General features: G+C 66.1%; 22 protein-coding genes and 1 pseudogene. 13 read left to right on the top strand and 10 right to left on the bottom strand.

From position 1 onward, the window contains the following. Window positions 1-176 precede the first annotated feature (176 nt). From cobT to ACRQ5Q_RS02830, 4 genes are all read left to right on the top strand, one after another. Window positions 177-2078 carry a cobaltochelatase subunit CobT gene (cobT, locus tag ACRQ5Q_RS02815; RefSeq protein WP_439372582.1) on the top strand — a complete coding sequence of 634 codons (1902 nt, stop codon included), beginning with the start codon at window positions 177-179 and terminating at the stop codon, window positions 2076-2078. After that, window positions 2075-3145 carry an esterase-like activity of phytase family protein gene (locus ACRQ5Q_RS02820; RefSeq protein WP_439395908.1) on the top strand — a complete coding sequence of 357 codons (1071 nt, stop codon included), beginning with the start codon at window positions 2075-2077 and terminating at the stop codon, window positions 3143-3145. The genes cobT and ACRQ5Q_RS02820 overlap by 4 nt, the downstream gene beginning before the upstream one ends. 219 nt (window positions 3146-3364) lie before the next feature. Further along, complete coding sequence (locus ACRQ5Q_RS02825) at window positions 3365-4477, top strand: NADH:flavin oxidoreductase/NADH oxidase (RefSeq protein WP_439372584.1); 1113 nt, start codon at window positions 3365-3367, stop codon at window positions 4475-4477. A 278-nt stretch (window positions 4478-4755) separates the two neighbouring features. Beyond that, entirely contained in the window at window positions 4756-5163 is a 408-nt protein-coding gene (locus tag ACRQ5Q_RS02830) for a hypothetical protein (protein WP_439372585.1), read from the top strand. A gap of 51 nt (window positions 5164-5214) precedes the next feature. Here ACRQ5Q_RS02830 and ACRQ5Q_RS02835 read toward each other — a convergent pair whose 3' ends face one another. From ACRQ5Q_RS02835 to ACRQ5Q_RS02845, 3 genes are all read right to left on the bottom strand, one after another. Further along, window positions 5215-5460: a PilZ domain-containing protein gene (locus ACRQ5Q_RS02835; protein WP_439372586.1), complete on the bottom strand. Its 246-nt coding sequence runs from the start codon at window positions 5458-5460 to the stop codon at window positions 5215-5217. Window positions 5461-5752: 292 nt separating this feature from the next. Then, window positions 5753-7084, bottom strand: coding sequence for a DUF2235 domain-containing protein (locus tag ACRQ5Q_RS02840; RefSeq protein WP_439395910.1), 1332 nt, complete (start codon window positions 7082-7084; stop codon window positions 5753-5755). A 261-nt stretch (window positions 7085-7345) separates the two neighbouring features. Continuing rightward, on the bottom strand, window positions 7346-7687 hold the full coding sequence (locus ACRQ5Q_RS02845) for a hypothetical protein (RefSeq protein ID WP_439372588.1): 342 nt from the start codon (window positions 7685-7687) through the stop codon (window positions 7346-7348). A 492-nt stretch (window positions 7688-8179) separates the two neighbouring features. Between ACRQ5Q_RS02845 and ACRQ5Q_RS02850 the strand changes: the two genes are divergently transcribed. The 4 genes from ACRQ5Q_RS02850 to ACRQ5Q_RS02865 all read left to right on the top strand — a co-directional run bounded on the left by ACRQ5Q_RS02850 (window position 8180) and on the right by ACRQ5Q_RS02865 (window position 9930). Continuing rightward, on the top strand, window positions 8180-8446 hold the full coding sequence (locus tag ACRQ5Q_RS02850; RefSeq protein WP_439372589.1) for a hypothetical protein: 267 nt from the start codon (window positions 8180-8182) through the stop codon (window positions 8444-8446). After that, window positions 8439-8735, top strand: coding sequence for a hypothetical protein (locus ACRQ5Q_RS02855; protein ID WP_439372590.1), 297 nt, complete (start codon window positions 8439-8441; stop codon window positions 8733-8735). The genes ACRQ5Q_RS02850 and ACRQ5Q_RS02855 overlap by 8 nt, the downstream gene beginning before the upstream one ends. A gap of 101 nt (window positions 8736-8836) precedes the next feature. Next, on the top strand, window positions 8837-9115 hold the full coding sequence (locus ACRQ5Q_RS02860; protein ID WP_439372591.1) for a DUF1488 domain-containing protein: 279 nt from the start codon (window positions 8837-8839) through the stop codon (window positions 9113-9115). Window positions 9116-9381: 266 nt separating this feature from the next. Beyond that, window positions 9382-9930: a hypothetical protein gene (locus ACRQ5Q_RS02865; protein WP_439395911.1), complete on the top strand. Its 549-nt coding sequence runs from the start codon at window positions 9382-9384 to the stop codon at window positions 9928-9930. A gap of 296 nt (window positions 9931-10226) precedes the next feature. Here the strand turns inward: ACRQ5Q_RS02865 and ftsZ are convergent, their stop codons facing one another. The 4 genes and pseudogenes from ftsZ to rpmB all read right to left on the bottom strand — a co-directional run bounded on the left by ftsZ (window position 10227) and on the right by rpmB (window position 12841). Beyond that, window positions 10227-11483: a cell division protein FtsZ gene (gene ftsZ, locus ACRQ5Q_RS02870; protein WP_439395913.1), complete on the bottom strand. Its 1257-nt coding sequence runs from the start codon at window positions 11481-11483 to the stop codon at window positions 10227-10229. Between the two features lie 78 nt (window positions 11484-11561). Then, a complete protein-coding gene (locus ACRQ5Q_RS02875; RefSeq protein WP_439395915.1) occupies window positions 11562-12077 on the bottom strand; it encodes a hypothetical protein in 516 nt (171 codons plus the stop codon). Window positions 12078-12193: 116 nt separating this feature from the next. Beyond that, a pseudogene (locus tag ACRQ5Q_RS02880) lies at window positions 12194-12388 on the bottom strand (T6SS phospholipase effector Tle1-like catalytic domain-containing protein); the annotation flags it as partial. Between the two features lie 147 nt (window positions 12389-12535). Continuing rightward, a complete protein-coding gene (gene rpmB, locus ACRQ5Q_RS02885) occupies window positions 12536-12841 on the bottom strand; it encodes a 50S ribosomal protein L28 (protein ID WP_439372599.1) in 306 nt (101 codons plus the stop codon). Between the two features lie 519 nt (window positions 12842-13360). Here rpmB and ACRQ5Q_RS02890 point away from each other — a divergent pair. The 5 genes from ACRQ5Q_RS02890 (at window position 13361) to ACRQ5Q_RS02910 (ending at window position 20148) form a co-directional block, all read left to right on the top strand. After that, window positions 13361-14224 (top strand): DUF3108 domain-containing protein, encoded by an 864-nt coding sequence (locus ACRQ5Q_RS02890; protein ID WP_439395917.1) that lies wholly within the window; start codon window positions 13361-13363, stop codon window positions 14222-14224. Between the two features lie 650 nt (window positions 14225-14874). Then, entirely contained in the window at window positions 14875-18252 is a 3378-nt protein-coding gene (locus ACRQ5Q_RS02895; RefSeq protein ID WP_439395919.1) for a helicase-related protein, read from the top strand. A gap of 52 nt (window positions 18253-18304) precedes the next feature. Further along, window positions 18305-18535: a S4 domain-containing protein gene (locus ACRQ5Q_RS02900; RefSeq protein ID WP_439372602.1), complete on the top strand. Its 231-nt coding sequence runs from the start codon at window positions 18305-18307 to the stop codon at window positions 18533-18535. Window positions 18536-18667: 132 nt separating this feature from the next. Beyond that, complete coding sequence (fdxA, locus tag ACRQ5Q_RS02905; RefSeq protein WP_018643465.1) at window positions 18668-19006, top strand: ferredoxin FdxA; 339 nt, start codon at window positions 18668-18670, stop codon at window positions 19004-19006. A 344-nt stretch (window positions 19007-19350) separates the two neighbouring features. Next, window positions 19351-20148 carry a CarD family transcriptional regulator gene (locus ACRQ5Q_RS02910; RefSeq protein WP_439395921.1) on the top strand — a complete coding sequence of 266 codons (798 nt, stop codon included), beginning with the start codon at window positions 19351-19353 and terminating at the stop codon, window positions 20146-20148. Window positions 20149-20322: 174 nt separating this feature from the next. On the opposite strand, the gene ACRQ5Q_RS02915 is transcribed toward ACRQ5Q_RS02910, so the two are convergent. The 3 genes from ACRQ5Q_RS02915 to ACRQ5Q_RS02925 are packed head-to-tail and all read right to left on the bottom strand — an operon-like array spanning window position 20323 to window position 23066. Further along, the gene (locus tag ACRQ5Q_RS02915) at window positions 20323-20856 is read right to left on the bottom strand and encodes a response regulator transcription factor (RefSeq protein ID WP_439372604.1); all 534 of its coding nucleotides are present in this window, start codon (window positions 20854-20856) and stop codon (window positions 20323-20325) included. Beyond that, a complete protein-coding gene (locus ACRQ5Q_RS02920; RefSeq protein WP_439395923.1) occupies window positions 20846-22246 on the bottom strand; it encodes an ATP-binding protein in 1401 nt (466 codons plus the stop codon). Before ACRQ5Q_RS02920 ends, ACRQ5Q_RS02915 begins: the two co-directional genes overlap by 11 nt. Further along, complete coding sequence (locus ACRQ5Q_RS02925; RefSeq protein WP_439395925.1) at window positions 22218-23066, bottom strand: SURF1 family protein; 849 nt, start codon at window positions 23064-23066, stop codon at window positions 22218-22220. The genes ACRQ5Q_RS02920 and ACRQ5Q_RS02925 overlap by 29 nt, the downstream gene beginning before the upstream one ends. Window positions 23067-23075: the final 9 nt, after the last annotated feature.

Consider the following 23075-nt stretch of genomic DNA (forward strand, 5'->3'; position numbering starts at 1 on the left):
GGACTCCTGACGGTGCGAAGCGCCGTCTGGAGGGAGCGCAGATCCGGGACCCATAACCACAGGCTGTGGTTTTGCGAAGTTCGGAGCCGTCAGTGCTCAATGACTGCTCCCTGTGGTTATGGGTCCTGGCCCCCGTGCGCAATTGCGCACTAGGCTAGGACAACGGTGAGATCGAGATGACGACGTCGAACTCCAAATTCCGTAACAGCAAGGAAGCGCCGACCGAGCCGTTCAAGCGCTCGGTGGCCTCCTGCCTCAAGGCGATCGCGAAATCGCCCGAGCTCGACGTCTCCTTCGCCGCCGAGCGCCCGGGGCTTGCGCCGGGCAAGGCGCGGCTGCCGGAGCCGGCGCGCAAGATGACCAAGCGCGACGCCGCGATCGTGCGCGGCCACGCCGATTCCATCGCGCTCAAGATCGCCTGTCACGATCCCAAGGTTCACCGCAAGCTGATGCCCGGCAATCCGCAGGCGCGCGGCGTGTTCGAGGCGGTGGAGCAGGCGAGGGTCGAGGCGATCGGCGCGCGCCGCATGGCGGGCGTTGCGAAAAACCTCACCGCGATGCTCGACGACCATTTCCATCGCGGCAAGTTCGACGAGATCACCGACCGCGCCGATGCGCCGCTGGCCGATGCGCTGGCGATGCTGGTGCGCGAGCGCCTCACCGGCATGGCGCCGCCGACGGCCGCCAAGAAGATGGTCGATCTCTGGCGTCCCATCCTCGAAGACAAGATCGGCAAGCGGCTCGACCGGCTCGACGGCGTGGTCGAGGACCAGGCCAGGTTCGGCGACGCCGTGCATGACCTGCTCTCGGCGCTCGAGCTCGGCGACGAGCGCAACGCCGACAGCGAGGACGACGAGGACAACGACGAGAACCAGGACGGCGACAACGATCAGTCCGGTGCCGAGGGCTCGCCCGATTCCGATGCCGCCCAGGAGATGAGCGCCGACCAGGCGCAGGCGACCTCGGAGGAGATGAGCGAGAGCGCGATGGAAAGCGCGCAGGCCTCGACCTCCGACACCTTCGACGACGGCGAACTCGGCGACGACGAGACGCCGGGCGAGGCGACGCGCCCGAACGCGCATGGCAGGAACGAGCCGCGCGGTCCGGAATATCACGCCTTCGCGCCCAAGTTCGACGAGGTCATCGCCGCCGAGGATCTCTGCGACCATGACGAGCTGGAGCGGCTGCGCGCCTATCTCGACAAGCAGCTCGCGCACCTGCAGGGCATCGTCGCCCGCCTCGCCAACCGGCTGCAGCGCCGCCTGATGGCGCAGCAGAACCGCGCCTGGGAGTTCGATCTCGAAGAGGGCATCCTCGATCCCGCGCGCCTGTCGCGCGTCGTCACCGATCCCTATCACCCGCTGTCCTTCATGCACGAGAAGGAGGCGACGTTCCGCGACACCGTGGTGACGCTGCTGCTCGACAATTCCGGCTCGATGCGCGGACGCCCGATCACGGTCGCCGCGACCTGCGCCGACATCCTCGCCCGCACGCTGGAGCGTTGCGGCGTCAAGGTCGAGATTTTGGGCTTCACCACGCGCGCCTGGAAGGGCGGGCAATCGCGCGAGGCGTGGCTTGCCGCCGGCAAGCCGGCCAATCCCGGCCGCCTGAATGATCTCCGTCACATCATCTACAAGTCCGCCGACGCCCCGTGGCGCCGTGCGCGGAAAAACCTCGGCCTGATGATGCGCGAGGGTCTGCTGAAGGAGAACATCGACGGCGAGGCGCTGGACTGGGCGCACAAGCGCCTGCTGGCGAGGGCCGAGCAGCGCAAGATCCTGATGATGATCTCGGACGGTGCGCCGGTCGACGATTCCACGCTGTCGGTCAATCCCGGCAATTATCTCGAGCGGCACCTGCGCCACATCATCGAGGAGATCGAGACCCGCTCGCCGGTCGAGCTGATCGCGATCGGCATCGGCCATGACGTGACGCGCTACTACCGCCGCGCGGTTACGATCGTGGACGCCGAAGAACTCGGCGGCGCCATCACCGAAAAGCTCGCTGAACTCTTCAGCGAGACCAACGCCGCGCCCACCCAGCCGGCCGGTCGCCCGCGACGCAAACTGCATTCGTGAGCACGCATCCATCCCGCCGCAGCTTTCTTGGCCACGCGGCGGCGGGATTTTCCTCTCTCGCGTTCTCGCGCCTCGCACAGGCGCAAGCCACGACGGAGCCGCCACCGCGCCCGCTCCAGGTCGAGCACGCCGTTGCTGAGCCCGTCAGCCTCGAGGTCAACGCGCGCCCGATTCCGAACTTCGAGCCGCGCGATCGCTCGCGCACGCGCTTCGGCTCGCTGGACTATCGCAGCGGCCTGGTGCTGACCTCCCCCTTTCGCGGCTTCGGCGGCCTCTCCGGCATCCGGCTCGACGCCAAAGGCGAACGCTTCCTCGCGATCTCCGACCAGGGCGGCTGGTTCACCGGGCGCATCCGTTATTCCGGAACGGCCATGGCCGGGCTCGACGAGGTCGAAGCCGCGCCGCTGCTGGGCGCGGAGGGGCGGCCGATCACCGAAAAGCGCATGTGGTGGGATTCGGAATCGCTGACGCGCGACGGCAACCTGGTCTATGTCGGGCTCGAGCGCGTCAACCAGATCCTGCGCTACGACTTTTCGAAAGGCGGCATCCACGCCCGCGGCGAGCCGATCCCGGTGCCGCCGGCCTTGCGCAAGCTGCCGCACAACAAGGGGCTGGAAGCGCTGGTCCTGGTCCCGAAGGGCCAGCCGCTCGCCGGCAGCCTGATCGCCTTCTCCGAGCGCGGGCTCGACGCCGACGGCAACCTGGTCGCATTTCTGATCGGCGGTCCGACGCCCGGCCAGTTCAGCGTGCGCCGCACCGAGAAGTTCGACATCAGCGACGCGGTGCTGCTGCCCTCCGGCGAGCTGCTGATCCTCGAACGCAAATTCTCCTGGTTCACCGGCATCGACATCCGCATCCGCTCGATCCCTTTCAAATCCATCGCGCCGGGCGCGGTGGTCGACGGCCCCGCGCTGTTCAGGGCCGATCTCGGCCAGGAGGTCGACAACATGGAAGGCATCGACGCCCACGTCACGGCGGAAGGAGAGACCGTGCTGACGCTGGTGTCGGACGACAATTTCTCCATGCTCCAGCGCACCCTGCTGCTGCAGTTCACGCTGGTGGAGTAATTCTCCGCAATCTACTGCTTCCTGGGGTCCTCGCCCCCGTCCGCAATTGCGCAACCAGGCCAGGACGACAGCAGAGAGCGAGGCACGATCCCGTGATGATATGACGCGCGCAATGCATGACCCCACGGGCCGCCATTCCTGCCACGCGGGTGGCAATCCGCGTTTCCGCCACTAAACTTCATGCAATCGCTTTCACCCCCACCCTTCGGAACTCCCCGCATGAGCGCCCTGTTTTCCCCGATCAAGCTGCGCGGCCTGACGTTGAAGAACCGCATCGTGGTGTCGCCGATGTGCCAGTATTCGGCCGACGACGGCGTCGCCACCGACTGGCACTTCACCCACATCAACAATCTCAGCCTGTCGGGCGCGTCGATGTTCTGCATCGAGGCGACCCACGTGGAGGCGATCGGCCGCATCACGCCGGGCTGCCTCGGGCTGTACAGCGATGCCTGCGAGGCCGCGCTGAAGCAGATCCTCGCTTCCGTGCGCAAGCATTCCTCCACCGCGGTCGCGATGCAGCTCGCCCATGCGGGCCGGAAAGCGTCGAGCGCGCGGCCCTGGGACGGCGGCCAGCTGATTCCGGTCGAGCAAGGCGGCTGGCAGACGGTCGCGCCATCGCCGCTGCCGCACAAGGAGGGCGAGGCCGCTCCGCTCGCGCTGGACAGCGCCGGCTTGAAACGCATCCGCGATGCCTTCGTCGACTGCGCCAGGCGCGCCGACCGGCTCGGCATCGACGCCATCGAGCTGCACGGCGCGCACGGCTATCTCATGCACCAGTTCCTGTCGCCGATCTCGAACCGGCGCACCGACGAATATGGCGGCTCGCTCGAGAACCGCATGCGCTTCCCGCTCGAAATCTACGATGCCGTGCGCGCGGTGTTCCCGCACCATAAGCCGATCGGCATGCGGGTGTCGTCGACCGATTGGGTCGAGGGCGGCTGGGATCTGGCGCAGACCATCGAGTTTGCGAAAGCGCTCAAGGCGCGCGGCATCGACTGGATCGACGCCTCCTCCGGCGGCGTCTCGCCGCTGCAGAAGATTCCGCTCGGCCCCGGCTACCAGGTGCAGTTTGCCGAAGCCATCAAGCGCGAGACGGGAGTGACCACCATCGCTGTCGGCCTGATCTCCGAGGCAAAGCACGCCGAGGATATCGTCGCATCGGGCAAGGCCGACATGGTCGCGCTCGCCCGCGGCATGCTCTACGACCCGCGCTGGGGCTGGCACGCCGCAGCCGAGCTCGGCGGCGAAGTCGAAGCCCCGCCGCAATACTGGCGCTCGCAGCCCTCGACGCAGAAGGCGCTGTTCGGCAAGACCACGTTCGGGGCGCGGTGAGGGGGACGCACTGCGCGTGAGGCGCGATCGTCATTGCGAGGAGCCCTTGCGACGAAGCAATCCAGAATTCCTCCGCGGAAAGACTGTGGATTGCTTCCGCCTTCGCCGAGGCTTCGGCGAACAAGTCGCTGCAATGACGACAGGAGACAGCGTGCGCTACACGCTCAAGTCGGATCCCCCTAAGAGTTACCCCTCACGCATCCGTAACTCCCCCAACCTTTCACCTTCGCCGAAACTGGCCTAACCTCTCCGCAGTCACTGCCTCGCGGAGGCCGGCCATGCGGTTTCGTGTTCGTAAAGCTGCCCACGTGTTCGAGCGCGTGGGGCTCGCGATGGCGGGCGCCGCGTGCGGGCTGTTCGTCGGCGCCTATGTCGGATCGGCGATCGCGCCGCTGACGACGCAAGGGTTTCTGCTGCTGATGATGCTGCTCGGCGCAGTCGGCTTCTATCTCGGCATCGACACGCCGCAGATGCCGTTCGACGAGGCGCACAGCAGCATCGACGCCGCGGAATTCCTGAGCTCGGCCGGCACGCTCTGCGCCACGCTGACCGCGCTCGCCTCCGTCGCCGTCATCGTGCTCCGCCTCGACCCGCACATGGCCTGGAGCTGGCTCGTCCTGTTCGGCTGGACCGCCGGCGTCGCCATGCAGATCGTCGCGGGCGCGAAGGCGCGGATGCGGAAGTAGCTCTTTTACCCTCCCCCTCCAGGGCAGGGTCAGCAGGCAGCGCGCGGCTCGCTAAAATACCACGCCCACGCGCGACCCCCGCTTCCACGCAATCCGGCAGCGCTTCTTGGTGTTGACGTGCAAGAGCTCGAAGCGGTCGGGGATCTGCACCTGGCCACCGAGATCGACACAGGCGCCGCCCGGCGAATAATCGATCAGCGTGCAGTTGATCACAGGCGCGCGCGGGTCGGTGATGATCTTGGCCTGGCGCGACACCAGGCCTGAGGGTTTGACGCGGGCATATTTACGCGGATGCATTGGCACATCTCCTCCAACTCCGCGCAGCGGCGGACTCTTTGCAGGATGATGCACAGGAGTTGATGCGATCCAGCTAAGGTTGGCGTGAGAATTTTAATGAAAAGTGGCGGCGACTACGGAAAGTGGCGGTAGTCGGGTGCGGAAAGCCCCGCGACCACACCGGTGATGTTGCACGAGTCTGTCCCCACCACCGTCATTTGAGCGCAGCGAAGCAAATCCAGGCTGCCTCCGCGGAAAGACTCTGGATGCTTCGCTGCGCTCGCCATGACGAGAATGTGGCGCGAGCCCCACCTCACCCCGTCACCTCCTCAGCCTCAACCCCCGCCGCCACATCCACCCCCGGCGGCACCGGCATCGGCACGGTGACGTAATCCTTCGGCATGTTCACCGGCCGGTAGTCCGGCTCCACCGCCATCCGCTTCAGCACGCTCTCATGCACATGCGCGCCCTCGGGGATGAGGCGCGGCTCGCCATCGGGGATATAGAGGCCGAAATAGACCTTCCGCTCCGGCCACTCCCTGTACCTTGCGCGCTTCGGCAGATACTCCAGCACGCGCCAGGCCGCATTCATCGAATCGTGTAATTCGCCCGACTTCCCCGTGTAGGCCGGCGGCACATATTTGAACGGCGAGTTCTTGCGCTGGACGCCCCAGGCGAGCTGGTTCACGGTGCGCGGATTCAACTTCAGCCCCGCCTTCTCGGCCTCCTCGATCATCCACACAAGCGGATATTTCGATTCCCCGCTTTCCGCCTCCGGATAGCCGCCGCCGACGTCGCAATGCACGCCGGCGAACCACACCTGCAGGATGTCCTGCGGCACCTTCTTCTCGTCCGGCACGTAGCGATTGCTCCAATAGTCCTGCGGCTCCCAGTACTTGTTGAGGCGGAACATGCGTCGCCGCTCGTCGATCGCGATCGCCTGCCGGAAGATGTTGACGCTCGGATTGCGCCGCGTGAAGGCGAGCTCCTCGAGGCTGAACACGAAGAAGAAATTGTCGCGCCGCGGCACGATCACGCTCGCCACCGTGTCCCAGACGCCGATGAAGTGGATGGTCGGCCAGCGCGTCGAGGTGATGCGCGCGAACTGCGCGGCCAGGTCGAATTGGTCCTTCGGCAGCGGCCCCTGGTCGTCGACGGCGACGTCCTTGAGGTCCTCGATATCGTTGCCGCGCCCGGTGCCGGAATATTGCTTGTAGGCGACCATGCCGCTTCCTGCGAGGTTCACCTGCTCCGGCGAGATCAGCCCGATCTTGTGAATCAGCCCCGCCAGCACCCGCACCGTGTAAGCCCCGCGCGAAAAACCGAACAAGTAGATCCTGTCGCCGGGCGCATAGTGCTCGACCAGGAAGCAATAGGCGCTGAGCACGTTGGCGTCTAACCCGTAGCCCGTGGCGAGCCCCAGCACCAGGCTGACGTCGGCCTTGATCCGGTGCCACGTCGTCGGCTCCGTCACAGTGCCGACCCCGGGATCGTAGAATACCATCTGCCGCGGCTGCGTCTTGTCGGTCTTGCGCAGGCAGCGATAGAGCTTCAGGACATTGGAGATGTTCTCCGAGATCTCGTTGCCGGTCCCGTCACAGCAGATGACGAGGTTTTTCGGTTCGGTGTTGTGTACGTGCTCCACAGGTCCGCCTCTCCGGGAAATGCTACCCGGGCGAGTATAGCGGAAAAGCGCGACGGAGTGGAGACAGCGGTGGTTGTCCGTCTCCCCTTGCGGGAGAGGGTGGCTCGCCGCTCCAGCGGCGAGACGGGTGAGGGGTCTCTCTCCGCGTGTTCATCTCTCGCGTCAGAATTCCGGGAGAGAGACCTCTCATCCGCCTTGCCTTCGGAAAGGCACCTTCTCCCACAAGGGGAGAAGGGAAGGCCATGCGCGCCTTCTCCGCCCCTACTTCTTCTTCGCCGGCCCGAAATCCGGCTGCCAGGCCGCCTCCTTGCGGCTCGGCGCCGCGGCGATCACCTTGGCCTTGTCCTTTTTCGGTTTCTTGGCTTCGCGGTTGCCGCGTTGCTGTCCCTTGGCCATGTCGCTCTCCTGTGGTTCGAGTTCGCCGAGTTCGTCCGCCTGCAGCACGCGCCCGCGCGGTGTGCAGATGCGCACGTCCATGTAGCCGTCGCGCAGCAGCTTGCGGGCCAGCCGCAGCGCGACGGTGGCGCTGCCGCGGCCGAGATTGGCGCTGCCATATTCGTTCGTTCCGCCGACGAGCCAGGGCACGCGCGTGGTTCTACCCATTGAGCAGAGCCGCCGCGCAGACGAGAAGCAGCAGGAACAGCAGCACGATGTCAGGCGGAACCATCCACTCAGAGGCGCGTAGACGCGGCATCGCATGCTCCAACGGCTGATTTCCCGGCGGGAGCGCACATGACCCTCAGTCACCGGTGATGCCGTAGCGGAAGAGCGGTGATGCAGGCAAGCCTACGCCTGCCGCGCGCCAATAGCGAGGACTAAAAGGCCGCGCGTGCAGCCAAAGCGTTTTCGAGCGAAGTGGCTACCGGTTCGCGTGAAGAAAACGCGTCGAAACAGAAAACCAAAGCGTTTTCGAGCGAAGTGGCTACCGGTTCGCGTGAAGAAAACGCGTCGAAACAAGAACCGGAGCCCGTTCCGATTTGATCGGAACGGAAATGGCTCCTGTGACGATTGTGCTGGCTATTGCTGCGCGACAAGCGCATGGTCGCAATCGCCGGCGTCGGTTTGGGGCCCGCTCTCGCAGCAAGGCAGGCGTGCATGACCATCCGTTCGCGGCGGGAAACCGTCACGTTCAAGCATCCGTTCCGCATCCACGGCATCGAGCGCGTGCTGCCGGCGGGGGCCTATCAGGTGATCGCCGACGAGGAGACGATCGAAGCTGAAACCTTCTCGGCTTGGCGCCGCGTCGGCACGTCGATCATCGTGCCCGTGGAGGGCGTGCTCGGTTCGGTCGAGATGCTGTCGATCCGCGCGATCGACCTTGCGGATGCGATAGCAATCGACGCGAGGGTCGCCAATGACTGACCACCCCGTCGATCTCGACAAGCATCGCGGCATGGCCGCGCAGAAGGCAACCGATTTGCGCCGCGCGCTGGCCGAGGTCGAGAGCAATGTCAGGCAGCTGCGCGAGCGCGAGGCCGATCTCGAAAACCGCCTGATGACGGTGCCCGCGGCCTCCTGGCCCGAGGCCGCGGTGAAGGCGCGCTACCTGCTCAACCTCTATGCCGCGAGTCTCCCCGTCGAGGACACCCGCCACCGCGCGCTGGTTGCCGCGCTGTTCGACGACTTCGCGCGGCTCAACGGGGAGAGCTGAAGGCGGCTGCGGGGACGCCTCTCCCGCTTGCCCGCAAGCGGGAAACGGAGCGCATCGCCGCGGCGGTTCTCGAGAAGCAACCCGCGTGAAGGAGTAACCCCATGACCCTCAGCAGCGGCCGCTACATCGGCCTCGAATACGACCGGATGATCGTGCTGTTCTCCATGCAGGACGGCTCGCGGGAGATCGGTTGCGCGATCTCGACTTCCGCGTTGGACGATCTCGAACGCGGCCCGAAGGTCGCTCCCGAGCACCGCGAAGCCCAGTTCACCCGCCTGCGCGACCGCATCGAGGCCTGCGCCGCCAGCAAGTACCGCGCCTGCGAGTTCGAAGGCACCCCGCCGGGCATCGTGCTGCGGAGCATTGATTTTCGCGGGTAGGGGAGGGCTACCGCGGCCGCGTGATGCTACCGGGGCGAGCGGGCGGAAACGCAAGCCCCATGGCCGCATCCTCTGTTGACGTTAACCGCCTGTTAACCATGCGGTTGCCTAATGTCGAAGATGGGGGGATCACCATGTCGGCCCATGTGACGAGACTGAGGTTGATGCCTGCTTCGGCCGATCCGGCCATCCGGTCGGTGGCGAGGCTGGCGGTTCGCGCCAGGGCCGTCCTACAGGGCAAAGCGCCTGTCCTACGGAGCAAAGCCATGTTCGGAAAGGACGACTTAGTGGACAATCTCAGCCGGGATCTCGATCGCGCGCGCGGAAGACGGGATGCGCTCGCATCCGAAGCCACGACCCTGGCGGCCCAGATCGCCGAAATCGAAGCCCGTCTCTCGGAGGAAAAGAAAAGGCGGGAGCGCGAGCGCGTCCTGAGCGAGGTCGAAGCGATCAAGACGCGAATCAAGCAGGCCGCCGGCGCGTTTGCGCCTGTCGTCGATGGTCTCTCGAGGGCGATCGAGCAGGCTGCGGCGATCGTGCCTGAGGCGCGCGAGCTCAATAGTTTCCTGGTGTCGGTGGCGACCGAGATCGACAGCGTGCTCGGTCCCCTGCTCCGCGAACTGGATCAGCGCGCGGATGCGGTGCGAACCGGACAGGCAGCGCTGGACCTGCCGAGTTCGGCCATTGAAGCGCCGCCCATCGAGCTGCCAAAGGACACCAACGAGCGCCTGCTTCGTTTTCCGGCGTGGCTGTCTCGCGACAAGGAGACGGACAGGAAGGACGCCGCCGAAAGCCCGCGCAGCACGGCGGCGTGAAGCATCGGCGGCTGGTCGTTGCGGCGCATCCTTCGAGACGCCCGCTTGAGGCGGGCCGTCGGGATCAGGACGGGGTGCGCGGCGAGATATCACCTTGATGGTGAGGCGCCCGCCATAGCGGGAGAATGACTGCTTTACACCGCCATTCCCGGGCGCGCCTCTCGGCGCGAGCCCGGAATCTATACTCACGATGATGGTTATGGATCCCGGGCTCGCGACTTCGTCGCGCCCCGGGATGACGAGCTGTTATTGGGCGCGCTGGTTGCCGAGCAGGTAACTCCCCCGCTCGCCGCCGCTCAGTTGGCGGCGCGGCGCAGGAAGGCCGGGATATCGAGAACGGCCTCGTCGGGCGCATTGCGCGCAGGCGCGCGCCCGTAAGGATCGAGCGGCTGAAGCGCCGCCTGCCGCGCATAATCCAGCCCCGGCCTTGCCGGCGGCCCCACGGGGTGGTGCGGCTGCGGGCGCAGCGGCGGGCTTCCCGCTTGCGGCAGCGGGGCACTGCGCTCGATGCGATCAGCGATGCGACGGCCGTCGTTGCGCAGCTTGCCGGCAAGCTGGGTGAGGGCGGTTTCCACCGGCAGCGCCTGCGCCGGATCGAGATTGTCGATTCCGGTCGCAACCACCGAGACGCGGACGATGCCTTCGAGGCTTTCATCGAACGACGCACCGACGATGATGTTGGCGTCCGGGTCGGCTTCGTCGCGAATGCGGGTCGCGGCTTCGTCGACCTCGTACAGCATCAGGTCCTTGCCGCCGGTGATGGAGATGATGAGGCCACTGGCACGCTTGATCGAGGGATTCTCGATCAGCGGATTGGAGATCGCGGCCACGGCGGCGGCGAGCACGCGCTTCTCGCCGGAAGCCTCGCCCCGTCCCATCATGGCCTTGCCCTTCTCCTTCATGACGGAGAGGACGTCGGCAAAATCGAGATTGATCAGGCCTTCCTTGACGATGAGGTCGCTGATGCAGGCCACGCCCGAATAGAGCACCTGGTCGGCAAGGGCGAAGGCATCGGCGAACGTGGTCTTCTCGCTGGCCACCCGGAACAGGTTCTGGTTCGGGATGATCAGGAGGGTGTCGACCGTCTTCAGCAGCTCCTCGATGCCGGCTTCCGCAAAGCGCATGCGGCGCTGGCCCTCGAAGTAGAACGGCTTGGTGACCACGCCGATGGTGAGAATGCCGAGCTCGCGCGCGATTCTGGCGACGATGGGTGCAGCCCCGGTGCCGGTGCCGCCGCCCATGCCGGCCGTCACGAACACCATGTGCGCGCCGGTCAATTGCTCGCGGATCGTGTCGATCGCCTCTTCGGCCGCGGCGCGTCCCAGTTCCGGCTGCGAGCCGGCGCCCAGGCCTGCGGTCACCTTCGTGCCGAGCTGGATGAGGTGCTTCGCCTTCGACATCGCGAGCGCCTGTGCGTCGGTGTTGGCGACCACGAACTCGACCCCTTGAAGCCCGGCCGTGATCATGTTGTTGACGGCATTGCCGCCGGCGCCGCCGACGCCGAACACGACGATGCGAGCCTTCATTTCATGGATATCGGTATTGCCAGTCATTCTTCCCTCGCGATTGCTCCGGCAAGCCGGCAATTAAAGAAAGTCTCGAGTGCTACCTGTGACGATTTACCGATGATCTCATCGCGCATTGGCCGCCCGGTCGGCTTGCACGATGGAAGCGGCCAGATGTCCCAATCGGCGCGCGGCGTATCCCGCGATCGTCCCGACAGGGCGGCGATCGCTCCGCAGCGCCGTCACTTCGTCCTCCAGTCGTGCCGCCCACGCATTGGCGGCCGTCGTTTCGGCGGCCGCCTGCGTCAGCTCGACGGCGAGGCGATCGGCACGCTCGCGCTCGCGCTCGAACACGGCCCTGTAGGCGGCCGCGACGTCTTCGAGCCGCGCGATCTCCGCCTTGAAGGCCCCGATCTTGATGGCCTCGATCCTTGCCATGGAGGCATCGACGGGGTCTGCCCGGCGGCCCTTTCGCGGGCGGGGCGTGTACCGGAGCGCGGCGAGATCGACGCTGACCAGGGCTTTGCCGTCCCCCGAGCGCGAGCGCGGCAGGCGGCGACGTCGCGCCAGCGACCGCGCGGCCTCGCGCGAGATATCGAGGCGGGCACCGAGATCGGCATACGTCAACAACTCAACGCACATCGGCGCTTCTCCTGGAGCGAACCGGGAAGGCATTTCGAGCTAATGATGGCTGGACGATTACCGCAGGCTAGGCTGCGTTGGTTAATGGCCGGTTAACGGGCGAGGGGGATGTTTACGGGGGGCGTCGCCCAGCCGACTCCGGGGTCGTAGAGCACCATCTGCCGCGGCTGCGTCTTGTCCGTCTTGCGCAGGCGGCGATAGAGCTTCAGGACGTTGGAGATGTTCTCCGAGATCTCGTTGCCGGTGCCGTCACGGCAGATGACGAGGTTTTTCGGTGAGGGGTTGCCGCATAGGAGTCTACATGGTCGCAACCAAGTCCCTCGAGCGCAAGAAGCTCAATGCTGCTTAAGATCACATTAGACAAAAACGGCCGGATCTTTCGATCCGGCCGCCACGCAAAACTCTACTGGCTAAGCTTACGCGACGCGACTTAGCCCCCGCCCTAACGGTAAATTGTCTTAGCTGGCCTTCTTCGCCGGCGCGTCGCCGACCTTCTTCTGGATGGCGCGCTTCAGCTCGACTGCGCGCGGCGAGAGGGCGTCGGCGTTGGCCTTGAGCAGGAAGGCGTCGAGGCCGCCATTGTGGTCGACGCTCTTGAGCGCGTTGGTGGAGACGCGCAGGCGCACGTTGCGGCCCAGGGCTTCCGAGATGAACGTCACGTTGACGAGGTTCGGCAGGAAGCGGCGCTTGGTCTTGATGTTGGAGTGGCTGACCTTGTGGCCGACGAGGGGGCCCTTGGCCGTCAGTTCGCAGCGGCGAGACATGTCACAAATCCTTCAGTTCGAGCCCCAAACGAGTTGCGGCCGCCATTCGGGGCGCCACAGGGCAAATTCTCTGTCCTTGCAGGGAGCGGGCGGACGTATAGGGGGGAAGGGGCGGGTAGTCAAGGATTTGGGCGGTCTTTTCGCCTCTCCCCGCGTGCGGGGAGAGGCCGGAATGCGCGCGAATAGCGCGAATTCCGGGCGAGGGGGAGGCTCCGCGGCGGTGGGGGCGGTTGGGTGCTCGACTCTCACCTTCCTCCGGGGAGAGCCCCCTCATCCCGACCTTCTCCCCGCACGCGGGGAGAAGGGGAAGAGGCAGCGGAGGTAGCGGGGAGAGGTGCGCCCCCGCGTCACACCCCGATCACCAAAACGGCAATGATTGAAACGCCTTACCATCACATAAAGGGCGTATTCGCCCCCGAAGAGTCCGGTGGAGTTCCCGGTGTTTTGCACTTGGGGCGGATTGCTTGCCGCGATTTTTGGCTTAACTAGCAAGGCCGGACGGCCCCATTGGATGGCTTCGTGGATATCCTGACCCCTTACCTGCCCCGGCTGCGTGCGGCCGGCCGGCTGGCGTTCGCGGCCTTGTGCGGGCTGGTCCTGTCGTGGGGGGCGAGGCCTGCGGCCGCGCAGGGCAAGCTCGAGGCGCAGTATGAGGCGACGCTGGCGGGCATTCCCGTAGGCAAGGGCGCCTGGAACATCGACATCCAGGACGACGTGTTCGCGGCCGCGGCCTCGGGCGGCACCACGGGGCTGCTGAAATCGTTCGCGGGCGGGTCCGGCACCGGCGCCTCGCAGGGGCGCGTCGTCAACGGCGCGCTGGTTGCGACCGGCTACCAGGCCTCCACCATCACCTCGAAGAAGACGGAAAGCATCCGCATCACCCTCGACAAGGGCAATGTGAAGGAGTTCGGCATCGAGCCGGAGCCGCCGGTCGACCCTGACCGCATCGTCGTCACCGACGCGCATCGCCGCGGCGTCTGGGATCCGATGACGGCCTCGCTCTTGCGCGTGCCCGGCACCGGCGATCCTGTTACGCCCGAGGCCTGCCACAACGCAGCGCCCGTGTTCGACGGCCGCATGCGCTACGATCTCAAGCTCGATTTCAAGCGCATGGAGACGGTGAAGGCGGAGAAGGGATATCGTGGCCCGGTCGTGGTCTGCGCGCTCTATTTCGTGCCGGTCGCCGGCTACATCCCCGACCGCCCCGTGATCAAATACCTCGCCGCCCAGCGCAACATCGAGATCGCCTTCGCCCCGGTCGCGGGCACGCGCATCCTGGTTCCATTCTGGCTGAAAGTGCCGACCCCGCTGGGACCCGCGATGCTGGAAGCGACCAGCTTCATCAGCTCCCCCCAGCCGCCAAGGGTGGCAAAGACGCAGTAGGGTGCGCTTATCCTCCCCTCGGAGGGAGGGGGTAAGAAAGCAAGCCGCTTCAATGCCTTGGGCGTTGTCAGGCCGGATGCGGCCACTCGTCCCTTTCTACTGTGCATGGGGTCGTTTTCGCAGTTTTGTTTTGGCGGCCCCGATCCGGGAATCCATTTGACTCCGACCCGATTCTGATTCGACTCCGCGCCGTCCCCAATTTTAAGAAACGCGCCAGCGAAACGTCGCTTGTACGGCGGGGCAAAACTCCATCTAGTGCGCGCCCAAGACGAGTCCCGCGACATGTTGCGTGAACGGAACAGGATTCAACGGGGAGTCAGCGATTCGGCCGCGATTCGTTCTAGAGTCGTTCCGAAGCTTAAAGAGAACGGAAAAAGCGTCGCAAAGTGAGACAGTTGCGCGGGGTTTGGGGAGGGGCTCCTGCACACTGCGCTGTCATGCCCCGGCTTGACCGGGGCATCCAGTACGCCGCGGCTTCTCGGTCCAGTCACGATCGCCTGGCGGACTGGATCGCCCGGTCGGGCCGGGCGATGACAGCAGTTGGGGTGGCCGCTCCGCGTTCGGAGACATGGCCGACACTCCGCAAGTCGCCTCACCGCCCCAAACAGCACTGACATTCGCCCAAATCGGCACTACCTAATCCCCTAGACATGGCCTTCTCTCCCTCTCCCTTCGCTTCCGAGCGCGCCCTTCACGATCGAGTGCCCGGCGCGGGCGTCACTGCCGTGCTCGGGCCGACCAACACCGGCAAGACCCATCTCGCCATCGAGCGGATGCTGGCGCATCCCTCGGGCATGATCGGGCTGCCGCTGCGCCTGCTCGCGCGCGAGGTCTACAACAAGATCGCCGATCGCGCGGGTGTGGAGAGCGTCGCGCTGGTCACCGGCGAGGAGAAGATCAAGCCGAAGAACCCGCGCTACTGGGTCTCCACCGTCGAGGCGATGCCGCGAGACCTCGACGTCTCCTTCCTCGCCGTCGACGAGGTCCAGATCGCCTCCGATCTCGAGCGCGGCCACGTCTTCACCGACCGCATCCTCAACCGCCGCGGCCGCGACGAGACGCTGCTGCTGGGCGCCGCGACGATGCGCCCCATCATCGAGCGCCTGTTGCCCGGCGTGTCCATGATCACGCGGCCGCGCCTGTCGAGCCTCGAATTCGCGGGCGATCGCAAGATCACGCGCCAGCCGCGCCGCACCGCCATCGTCGCGTTCTCGGCGGATGAAGTCTACGCCATCGCCGAGCTGATCCGCCGCCAGCATGGCGGCGCCGCCGTCGTGCTCGGCTCGCTCTCGCCGCGCACGCGCAATGCGCAAGTGGCGATGTTCCAGAACGGCGATGTCGATTATCTCGTTGCCACCGACGCGGTCGGCATGGGCCTCAATCTCGACGTCGACCACGTCGCGTTTGCCTCCGACCGCAAGTTCGACGGCTACCAGTTCCGCCGCCTGACCCCGTCGGAATTCGCGCAGATCGCAGGCCGCGCCGGCCGCGCCACGCGCAACGGCACCTTCGGCACCACGGGCCGCTGCGCGCCTTTCGAGCCCGAGCTCGTCAACGCGCTGCAGAACCACACCTTCGACGCCGTGAAGATGCTGCAATGGCGCAACGCGAAGCTGGACTTCTCCTCGCTCGGCGCGCTCCAGGTGTCGCTGAACCTGCCGCCCGGGCACGAGGCGCTGACGCGCGCGCCGATCGCCGAGGACATGCGCGTGCTGGATCATGCCGCCCGCGACGTCGAGGTGCGCGATATCGCGCATGGCAAGGCCGCGGTGGAGCGGCTCTGGGAGGCCTGCCAGGTCCCCGATTACCGAAAACTGTCGCCGGCCGCTCACGCCGAGCTGGTGACCACGCTGTACGGCTTCCTGATGCGGAAGGGATGCATTCCCGACGCCTGGTTCGCCGCGCAGGTCGAGCAGGCCGACCGCATCGACGGCGACATCGACACACTGTCGGCCCGGATCGCACAGATCCGCACCTGGACCTTCGTCGCCAACCGCCCGGACTGGCTGAAAGACCCCGAACGCTGGCAGGGGATCACGCGGGAGGTCGAAAATAAATTATCGGATGCGCTCCATGAACGCTTGACTGAGCGTTTCGTTGATCGTCGGACCAGTGTATTGATGCGCCGCCTGCGGGAGAACACGAGCTTGAATACTGAAATCGGCAAGACCGGCGAAGTCATCGTCGAAGGCCATGCCATCGGCCGCCTCGACGGCTTCACCTTTGCACCGGATGCGGCGGAGGCCGGCTCCGATGCGAAAGCCTTGCAGGCTGCAGCGCAAGCGGTGCTCGCCGGCGAGATCAACACGCGCGCCGAAAAACTGGGCAACGCGCCGGACGAGCAGTTCGTGCTGACCTCCGAAGGGATCATCCGCTGGACCGGCGATGCCGTGGCGCGGCTGTCGGCCGCAGAGGACGCGCTGCATCCGCGCATCCGCATCATCTCCGACGAGCGCCTGACCGGCGGCCCGCGTGAGAAGGTGCAGGCGCGGCTCGACCTCTGGGTCAAGACGCATATCGAGAAGCTGCTCGGGCCGATGTTCGAGCTCTCGAAGGCCGAGGACGTCACCGGCATTGCCCGCGGCATCGCCTATCAGCTCGTCGAGGCGCTCGGCGTGCTCGAGCGTCCCAGAATCGCGAACGAGCTGAAGGATCTCGACCAGCCCTCGCGCGCGACGCTGCGCAAGTACGGCGTCCGCTTCGGCGCCTATCACATCTATTTCCCCGGCCTGCTCAAGCCCGCCGCGCGTGCGCTCGCCGCGCTGCTCTGGGCGCTGAAGCAGGACAATGTCGATCTGTCCTCGCTCTCGGGCGCGCAGCATCTCGCATCATCCGGCCGCACCTCGTTCCCGGTCGACAAGGCTCTGCCGCGCGATGCCTATCGCGTGCTCGGCTACAAGCAGGCCGGCGAGCGCGCCGTGCGCGTCGACATCCTGGAGCGTCTTGCCGATCTGATCCGCCCCGCTCTGGCCTGGCGCGAGAACTCGCCCGGCGAAAAGCCCGCCGGCGCGTTCGACGGCCGCAGCTTCGTGGTGACGCAGGCGATGACCTCGCTCACCGGCTCCGCGGGCGAGGATTTCGCCTCCGTGCTGCGCGCCCTCGGCTATCGGATGGAGAAGCGTCCGCCGCTGCCGGTGAAGCCCGCAGCGACCGCTGCCGAGACGGTGGTCGCCGAGACGCCGCCCGCTGAAGGCAGCGCGGAGACGTCAACCGAGACCGCCGCGGAGGCCGTAGCAGGCTTGCCGGAAGAGGCGGCTGTGTCCGCCGAAGCCGTCACCGTCGAAGACGCGCCCGGCATGGAGCAGCACGATGAGCCCGCTCATGAGGAGCCGGCGCTCGAAGCGCCTCCCGAAGCGCCCGTCACGGCAGAAGACGCTCCCGGCATCGCGCCACCGGCTGAAGAGCCCGCAGCACCCGTTGACGCGGCTCCGGCCGAGATTGCGGCCACGGAAGCCGCCGCATCGCCCGATGCCTGCGCGCCTGTCGAAGCCGCAGCCGCGCCCGCGGAGCCCGAGCTGGTCGAGGTCTGGCGTCCCGGTGGCCGTCACGAAGATCGCAAGCCGCGCCACGAGCGCCATCGCCACCAGCGTCACCATCATCAGCCGCGTCCGCAGGCCGGTGCCGAAGCTGGCGCTGCACCCGGTACAGCGAGCGCCCTGCCTGGCGAAGCCGCCGAAGGCGCGAAGCCGGGCCATCGTCATGGCGGACATCGCAAGGACTTCCGCAAGGGCCGCGAAGAGGGCGGCGGCGATCGCCGCGAGCAGCGCAGCGACAATAATCGCCGCTTCGAGGGCAAGGATCGTGATCGCGGCAAGGGCAAGCCCGGCGATCGCGACAGCGGCCGCGAGCACCGCGGTGGCCGCGACCGCGACAAGGGCCGCGATCGTCGCGATCGCGAGTCGGGCCCCTCGCTGCGTCCCTACGCCTCGAGCGCGAACCCGCGCGAGCGCGATCGCCCCATCGATCCGAACTCACCCTTCGCAAAACTCGCCGCCCTGAAGGAGCAGCTCTCGGGGCGCAAGGAGTAGTGCCACGACGACCGAGCGGCAGCGTCTCGACAAATGGCTGTGGCACGCGCGGGTGGTGAAGGCACGCACCTCCGCGGCCGAGCTGGTGGTATCGGGACACGTCCGCATCAACGGCGCGCGCGAGACCTCGCCGGGACACGCGGTCAAGCTAGGCGACGTCCTCACCATCGCCCTCGACCGCACCGTGCGCGTGTTGAAGGTCACCGGCTTCAACGCGCGCCGCGGCGATGCCGCCTCGGCGCGCGTGCTCTACGAGGAGCTGAATGAAGCAAAGCGCAATTAATTGCGCTTCGTATTCATTTCTTGGTCGATCAAACACACAAAGCCGTCATGATCGGGCCTTGCCGACCTTGCGGCGCCGGGCCATCCGCGCTACGCAAGCCGCGACTTTTGAAAGAGCTTTTCGGAGCGTTGGATGACTTACGTCGTCACTGAAAACTGCATCAAGTGCAAGTACACCGACTGCGTCGAGGTCTGCCCTGTCGATTGCTTCTACGAGGGCGACAACATGCTCGTCATCCACCCGGATGAGTGCATCGATTGCGGCGTGTGCGAGCCGGAATGCCCCGCCGACGCCATCAAGCCGGACACGGAACCGGGGCTGGAAAAGTGGCTGCAGGTCAACGCCGATTACGCCAAAAGCTGGCCGAACATCACCCAGAAGAAGGAATCACCTGCCGACGCGAAGGAATTCGACGGTATGGAAGGCAAGTTCGAGAAGTATTTTTCTCCGAACCCGGGCTCGGGGGACTAATTCCCGCCCAAACTTAACCCTAATACCTACGTTAGCGCCGAAAACCAGCTCTCAAGACCCCTAAATCATTGATTTTTGCGGGAAATGTGCTATATTGGGCACATTAAGCCGAACCCCGTCAGCCGCGTTGGCCCCTCTGGGTTCCCGTGAAACCAAATGTCGAACAGGGGCGTGGCAGTTTCCGCGCGCAGGCTGTGTCACAGAAAACGCGTAAAAAGAGTACTTCAGCGAGGGCTTCCCGCAAGGAGGCCAAAAAAGTCGCCGCGGCCAGCCGTAGCGCATCCAAGGGTCGGACCGCGACGAAGGCGCCGGCTGCAAAGTCCTCGAAGAACAAAAGAAGCGCAATGCCTAACAAGACTGCAAAGCCGGCCGCGAAAGCGACCGTTTCCAAGCCTGCTGCTGCCAAGGCTCCCGCTGCCAAGCCCGCGCCGAAGGCCCCTGTTGCTGCTGCTCCTGCCAAAGCTCCCGTTGCTGCCAAGCCGGCCGCAAAGCCCGCTGCTGCTCCGAAGGTTGAGGAAAAGAAGGTCGTGACCCAGCGTCAGGGCTTCAAGGCCAACGAATTCGTCGTCTATCCCGCCCACGGCGTCGGCCAGATCCTGGCCATCGAGGAGCAGGAGATCGCCGGTGCGAAGCTCGAGCTGTTCGTCATCAATTTCATCAAGGACAAGATGACGCTGCGCGTTCCGACCGCCAAGGTCGCCAACGTCGGCATGCGCAAGCTGTCCGAGCCGGCGCTGGTCAAGAAGGCGCTGGAGACCCTCAAGGGCCGCGCCCGCGTCAAGCGCACCATGTGGTCGCGCCGCGCTCAGGAGTACGAAGCGAAGATCAATTCGGGCGACATCGTCGCGATCGCCGAGGTCGTGCGCGACCTCTATCGCTCGGACTCTCAGCCGGAGCAGTCCTACTCTGAACGCCAGCTCTATGAAGCGGCGCTCGATCGTCTGTCCCGGGAGATCGCGGTGGTGCAGCACTCGACCGAGACCGAAGCGGTCAAGGAGATCGAGGCCCAGCTCGCCAAGAGCCCGCGCCGCGCCAACGCCAAGGCGGAAGCCGCCGAGGGCGAGGCTGATAGCGATGTCGAGGGCGGTGATACCGACGATACCGATGGCGACGACACCACCGTCGCCGACGAGGCTGCGTAAGCGTCCCGCGCCGATCGCAAGAGATCAAAAGCCCGGCCGTTCGGCCGGGCTTTTTGTTTGGGGTTCGTAGGGTGATGAGGCGCCGTCCGCGATGACGGCTCGACAAACTCAGTGTCGTCCCGGCCTAGTGCGCAATTGCGCACTAGGCCGGGAAGGCGAGAGACGCGCCTTGCCTCACTTCACCGGCCGCTTCTCCAGCTTCCTTGCCAGCGTCCTGCGATGCATCCCCAATCGTCGCGCCGCTTCAGAAATGTTGAAGTCCGTCTCGATCAGGGTCTGATGGATGCGCTCCCATTCCAGCGTCTTGATCGAGGTCGGCCGCGCGTCGAGCGCGACCTCGGCGTTGCCTTCGGCCTTGTGGAAGGCGGCCTCGATGTCGTCGGTGTTGGAGGGTTTTGCGAGGTAGTGGCAGGCGCCCAGCTTGATCGCTTCGACGGCGGTGGAGATGCTGGCAAAGCCGGTCAGCACCACGATCAGCATGTCCTCGGCGTGCGTGTGCAGCAGCTCGACGCAGGCGAGCCCCGAGGCGCCGCCGAGCTTGAGGTCGACCACGGCATGGCCGAAGGAGCGTTCCTCCAGCACCTTGCGCACCTCCTCGATCGAGGCGGCGATCACGACCTCGTAGCCGCGGCGCTCGAACGAGCGCTTCAGCGTGCGCGCAAAGCCTTCGTCGTCCTCGACGACGATGAGCGAACGGTCAGGCGTCAAAGCTGCCTCCGATCGCAAGCGTTGCGAGTGGCAGCGTCAGCCGCACGGTGGCGCCGCGCTTCCTGTGGTTCTCGGCGGTCACGCTGCCGCCCAGCTTGCGCACCACATTCACCACCAGGAACAGGCCGAGTCCGCCGCCGGCGCGGCCCTTGCTCGATTGATAGGGTTTGCCGAGCTGCGCCAGCATCTCCGGCGCGAAGCCCGGGCCGCGGTCGGAGATCGACAGCACGAGATTGTCGCCCTCGCGCTCGGACAGTAACTCGACCCACTCCCGCGAGACTTCGTAGGCGTTGTCGAGCACGTTGAAGATGACCTGCTTCAGCGCGACGTCCGAGACGATCGCGACGTCCTCGCCAAACGTGTTGACGAAATAGAGCGTGCGCGCCGAACGGGCGTTGCGCCATTCGTCGACCAGCGCGGTGACGAACGCCGTCACCGTCGTCGGCGAGGAGCCTTCGCCGCGGGCTTCGCCGGCCGATACCAGGATGCCCGTCACGATCGACTTGCAGCGCTGCAGCGAGGTTTCCATTTCCGCGAGATCCTCGGCGAGCTCCTGCTTGGCGGCAAGGTCGGGCATGCGGCGCCAGTCGCTGAGGATGACCGAGAGCGAGGCCAGCGGCGTGCCGAGCTCGTGGGCCGCGCCGGAGGCCAGGAGGCCCATGCGGACGATGTGATCCTGCTCGGCCGCATGCTGGCGCAGTGCCGCCAGATGCGCGTCACGGTCGCGCAAATTCCTGTTGATGCGGGTCACGAACACCACTAGCAGCACGGCGTTGAGCGCGAAGCCAAGCAGCATGCCGGCGACGGTGAGCGTATAGGTTTCGCTGAGCGGATTCGGCGGCAGGTCGAGGGGCCGGTAGGCCAAGGTAAGCCAGACGAAGCATGCGCAGGTCAGCGCCACCAGCGACCAGGTCGATCGGGCGTCGAGCAGCACGGCAGCCAGCGTCACCTGCAGCAGGAACAGCGAGGTGAAGGGATTGGTGGCGCCGCCGCTGAGGTAAAGCTGCGCGGTCAGCGCGGCGACATCGAGCATCAAGGCGACCAGCAGCTCGTTGCTGGAGATCGCGGCCCTATGGCGCACCCAGACCAGGCTCGAGACATTGAGCAGCACCAGCGCGCCGATCACCGCGCCCATCCGCTCCAGCGGCAGCGGGATGCCGAGCCAGAAATGCACGCTGCCGATGGTCACGATCTGGCCGACCACTGCGGTCCAGCGCAGCTGGATCAGCAGCGCCATGTTCTTGCGGTTGGTCTCGTCGTCCGTCGGCGCATTGCCGATCAGCTCGCTGCGCGTATCCGCGTGCGCTTGCAGTGTGACGGCCAGTCCGCCAGTTTGGGCGAGCGACTGCCTTACTCCGTCGTCAGGCCTGTTCGACGATCGTTCCAGCATCTGATCCCGTCCTGCGGGCGGCGGCATCGGGGCCGCCGGCCGGTTCGTGGACGAAGCGCCTGCGGCGGAACAGCCCGCCGCCGAATGTGACGAAAAGTTTACCCGCCAGCATGAAGGCCAGGGCAAACCACGTCAGCGCATAGATCAGGTGGTTATTGGGAAAGCGGATCACGGTCAATCCGCCGATGGGGCCGCCGGCGGTTTGTGATCCGGCGTCGGCATCGACGAAAAAGGGTGCGACCTCGTGGAGGTCGCGCGCCGCCGCGATCGCAGCGACATCCCGCGAGTACCAGCGATTGTGCTGGGGGACGTTGTCGCGGAGGAAACCGCCCTTCGGCTCCGTGATGCGCAGGAGGCCGGTGATCGCGACCTGGCCCTCGGGATTGCCGGCCTGGCGCGTCGATGCGTCGCGCCGCTCGGTCGGCACGAAGCCGCGGTTGACCAGGACCAGGGTGCCGTCGCCGCGCCGAAGCGGCGTCAGCACCCAATAGCCGGGGCCTTCCTCGGTGACGGCCTGAACCAGCGTCTCGCGGTCATGGAGGAAGCGGCCGGTGACGCTGACATGCCTGTATTCGTCGCTCGCGGCGGTGATTGAGGGCCACGCCGCGGGCGCGGGGATCGGCTGGGCCGGGGCATGGACGCGCTGCTCGACGCGATCGATCAGCGCCAGCTTCCAGGCGCGACGCTCGATCTGCCAGACGCCGAGCGCGACCAGAACTGCAAAGGCCGTGAGCGAGAGGACCGTGAGCCACAGGCGCGGACGCGCAGTTTTGCCGCGCGTCCGGTCTGCCTTGCTCGTCACGGTCCCAGTCTTGCTCACGTCAGGCTG

Source organism: Bradyrhizobium sp. PMVTL-01, from assembly GCF_051861855.1.
Classification (GTDB): Bacteria; Pseudomonadota; Alphaproteobacteria; order Rhizobiales; family Xanthobacteraceae; genus Bradyrhizobium.

Bases quoted from the DNA above. Each gene is read 5' to 3' on its own strand.
- cobT (WP_439372582.1), top strand. From the start codon at position 177: ATGACGACGTCGAACTCCAAATTCCGTAACAGCAAGGAAGCGCCGACC.
- ACRQ5Q_RS02825 (WP_439372584.1), top strand. From the start codon at position 3,365: ATGAGCGCCCTGTTTTCCCCGATCAAGCTGCGCGGCCTGACGTTGAAG.
- ACRQ5Q_RS02830 (WP_439372585.1), top strand. From the start codon at position 4,756: ATGCGGTTTCGTGTTCGTAAAGCTGCCCACGTGTTCGAGCGCGTGGGG.
- ACRQ5Q_RS02835 (WP_439372586.1), bottom strand. From the start codon at position 5,460: ATGCATCCGCGTAAATATGCCCGCGTCAAACCCTCAGGCCTGGTGTCG.
- ACRQ5Q_RS02845 (WP_439372588.1), bottom strand. From the start codon at position 7,687: ATGGGTAGAACCACGCGCGTGCCCTGGCTCGTCGGCGGAACGAACGAA.
- ACRQ5Q_RS02850 (WP_439372589.1), top strand. From the start codon at position 8,180: ATGACCATCCGTTCGCGGCGGGAAACCGTCACGTTCAAGCATCCGTTC.
- ACRQ5Q_RS02855 (WP_439372590.1), top strand. From the start codon at position 8,439: ATGACTGACCACCCCGTCGATCTCGACAAGCATCGCGGCATGGCCGCG.
- ACRQ5Q_RS02860 (WP_439372591.1), top strand. From the start codon at position 8,837: ATGACCCTCAGCAGCGGCCGCTACATCGGCCTCGAATACGACCGGATG.
- ACRQ5Q_RS02865 (WP_439395911.1), top strand. From the start codon at position 9,382: ATGTTCGGAAAGGACGACTTAGTGGACAATCTCAGCCGGGATCTCGAT.
- ftsZ (WP_439395913.1), bottom strand. From the start codon at position 11,483: ATGACTGGCAATACCGATATCCATGAAATGAAGGCTCGCATCGTCGTG.
- ACRQ5Q_RS02875 (WP_439395915.1), bottom strand. From the start codon at position 12,077: ATGTGCGTTGAGTTGTTGACGTATGCCGATCTCGGTGCCCGCCTCGAT.
- rpmB (WP_439372599.1), bottom strand. From the start codon at position 12,841: ATGTCTCGCCGCTGCGAACTGACGGCCAAGGGCCCCCTCGTCGGCCAC.
- ACRQ5Q_RS02895 (WP_439395919.1), top strand. From the start codon at position 14,875: ATGGCCTTCTCTCCCTCTCCCTTCGCTTCCGAGCGCGCCCTTCACGAT.
- fdxA (WP_018643465.1), top strand. From the start codon at position 18,668: ATGACTTACGTCGTCACTGAAAACTGCATCAAGTGCAAGTACACCGAC.
- ACRQ5Q_RS02910 (WP_439395921.1), top strand. From the start codon at position 19,351: ATGCCTAACAAGACTGCAAAGCCGGCCGCGAAAGCGACCGTTTCCAAG.
- ACRQ5Q_RS02920 (WP_439395923.1), bottom strand. From the start codon at position 22,246: ATGCTGGAACGATCGTCGAACAGGCCTGACGACGGAGTAAGGCAGTCG.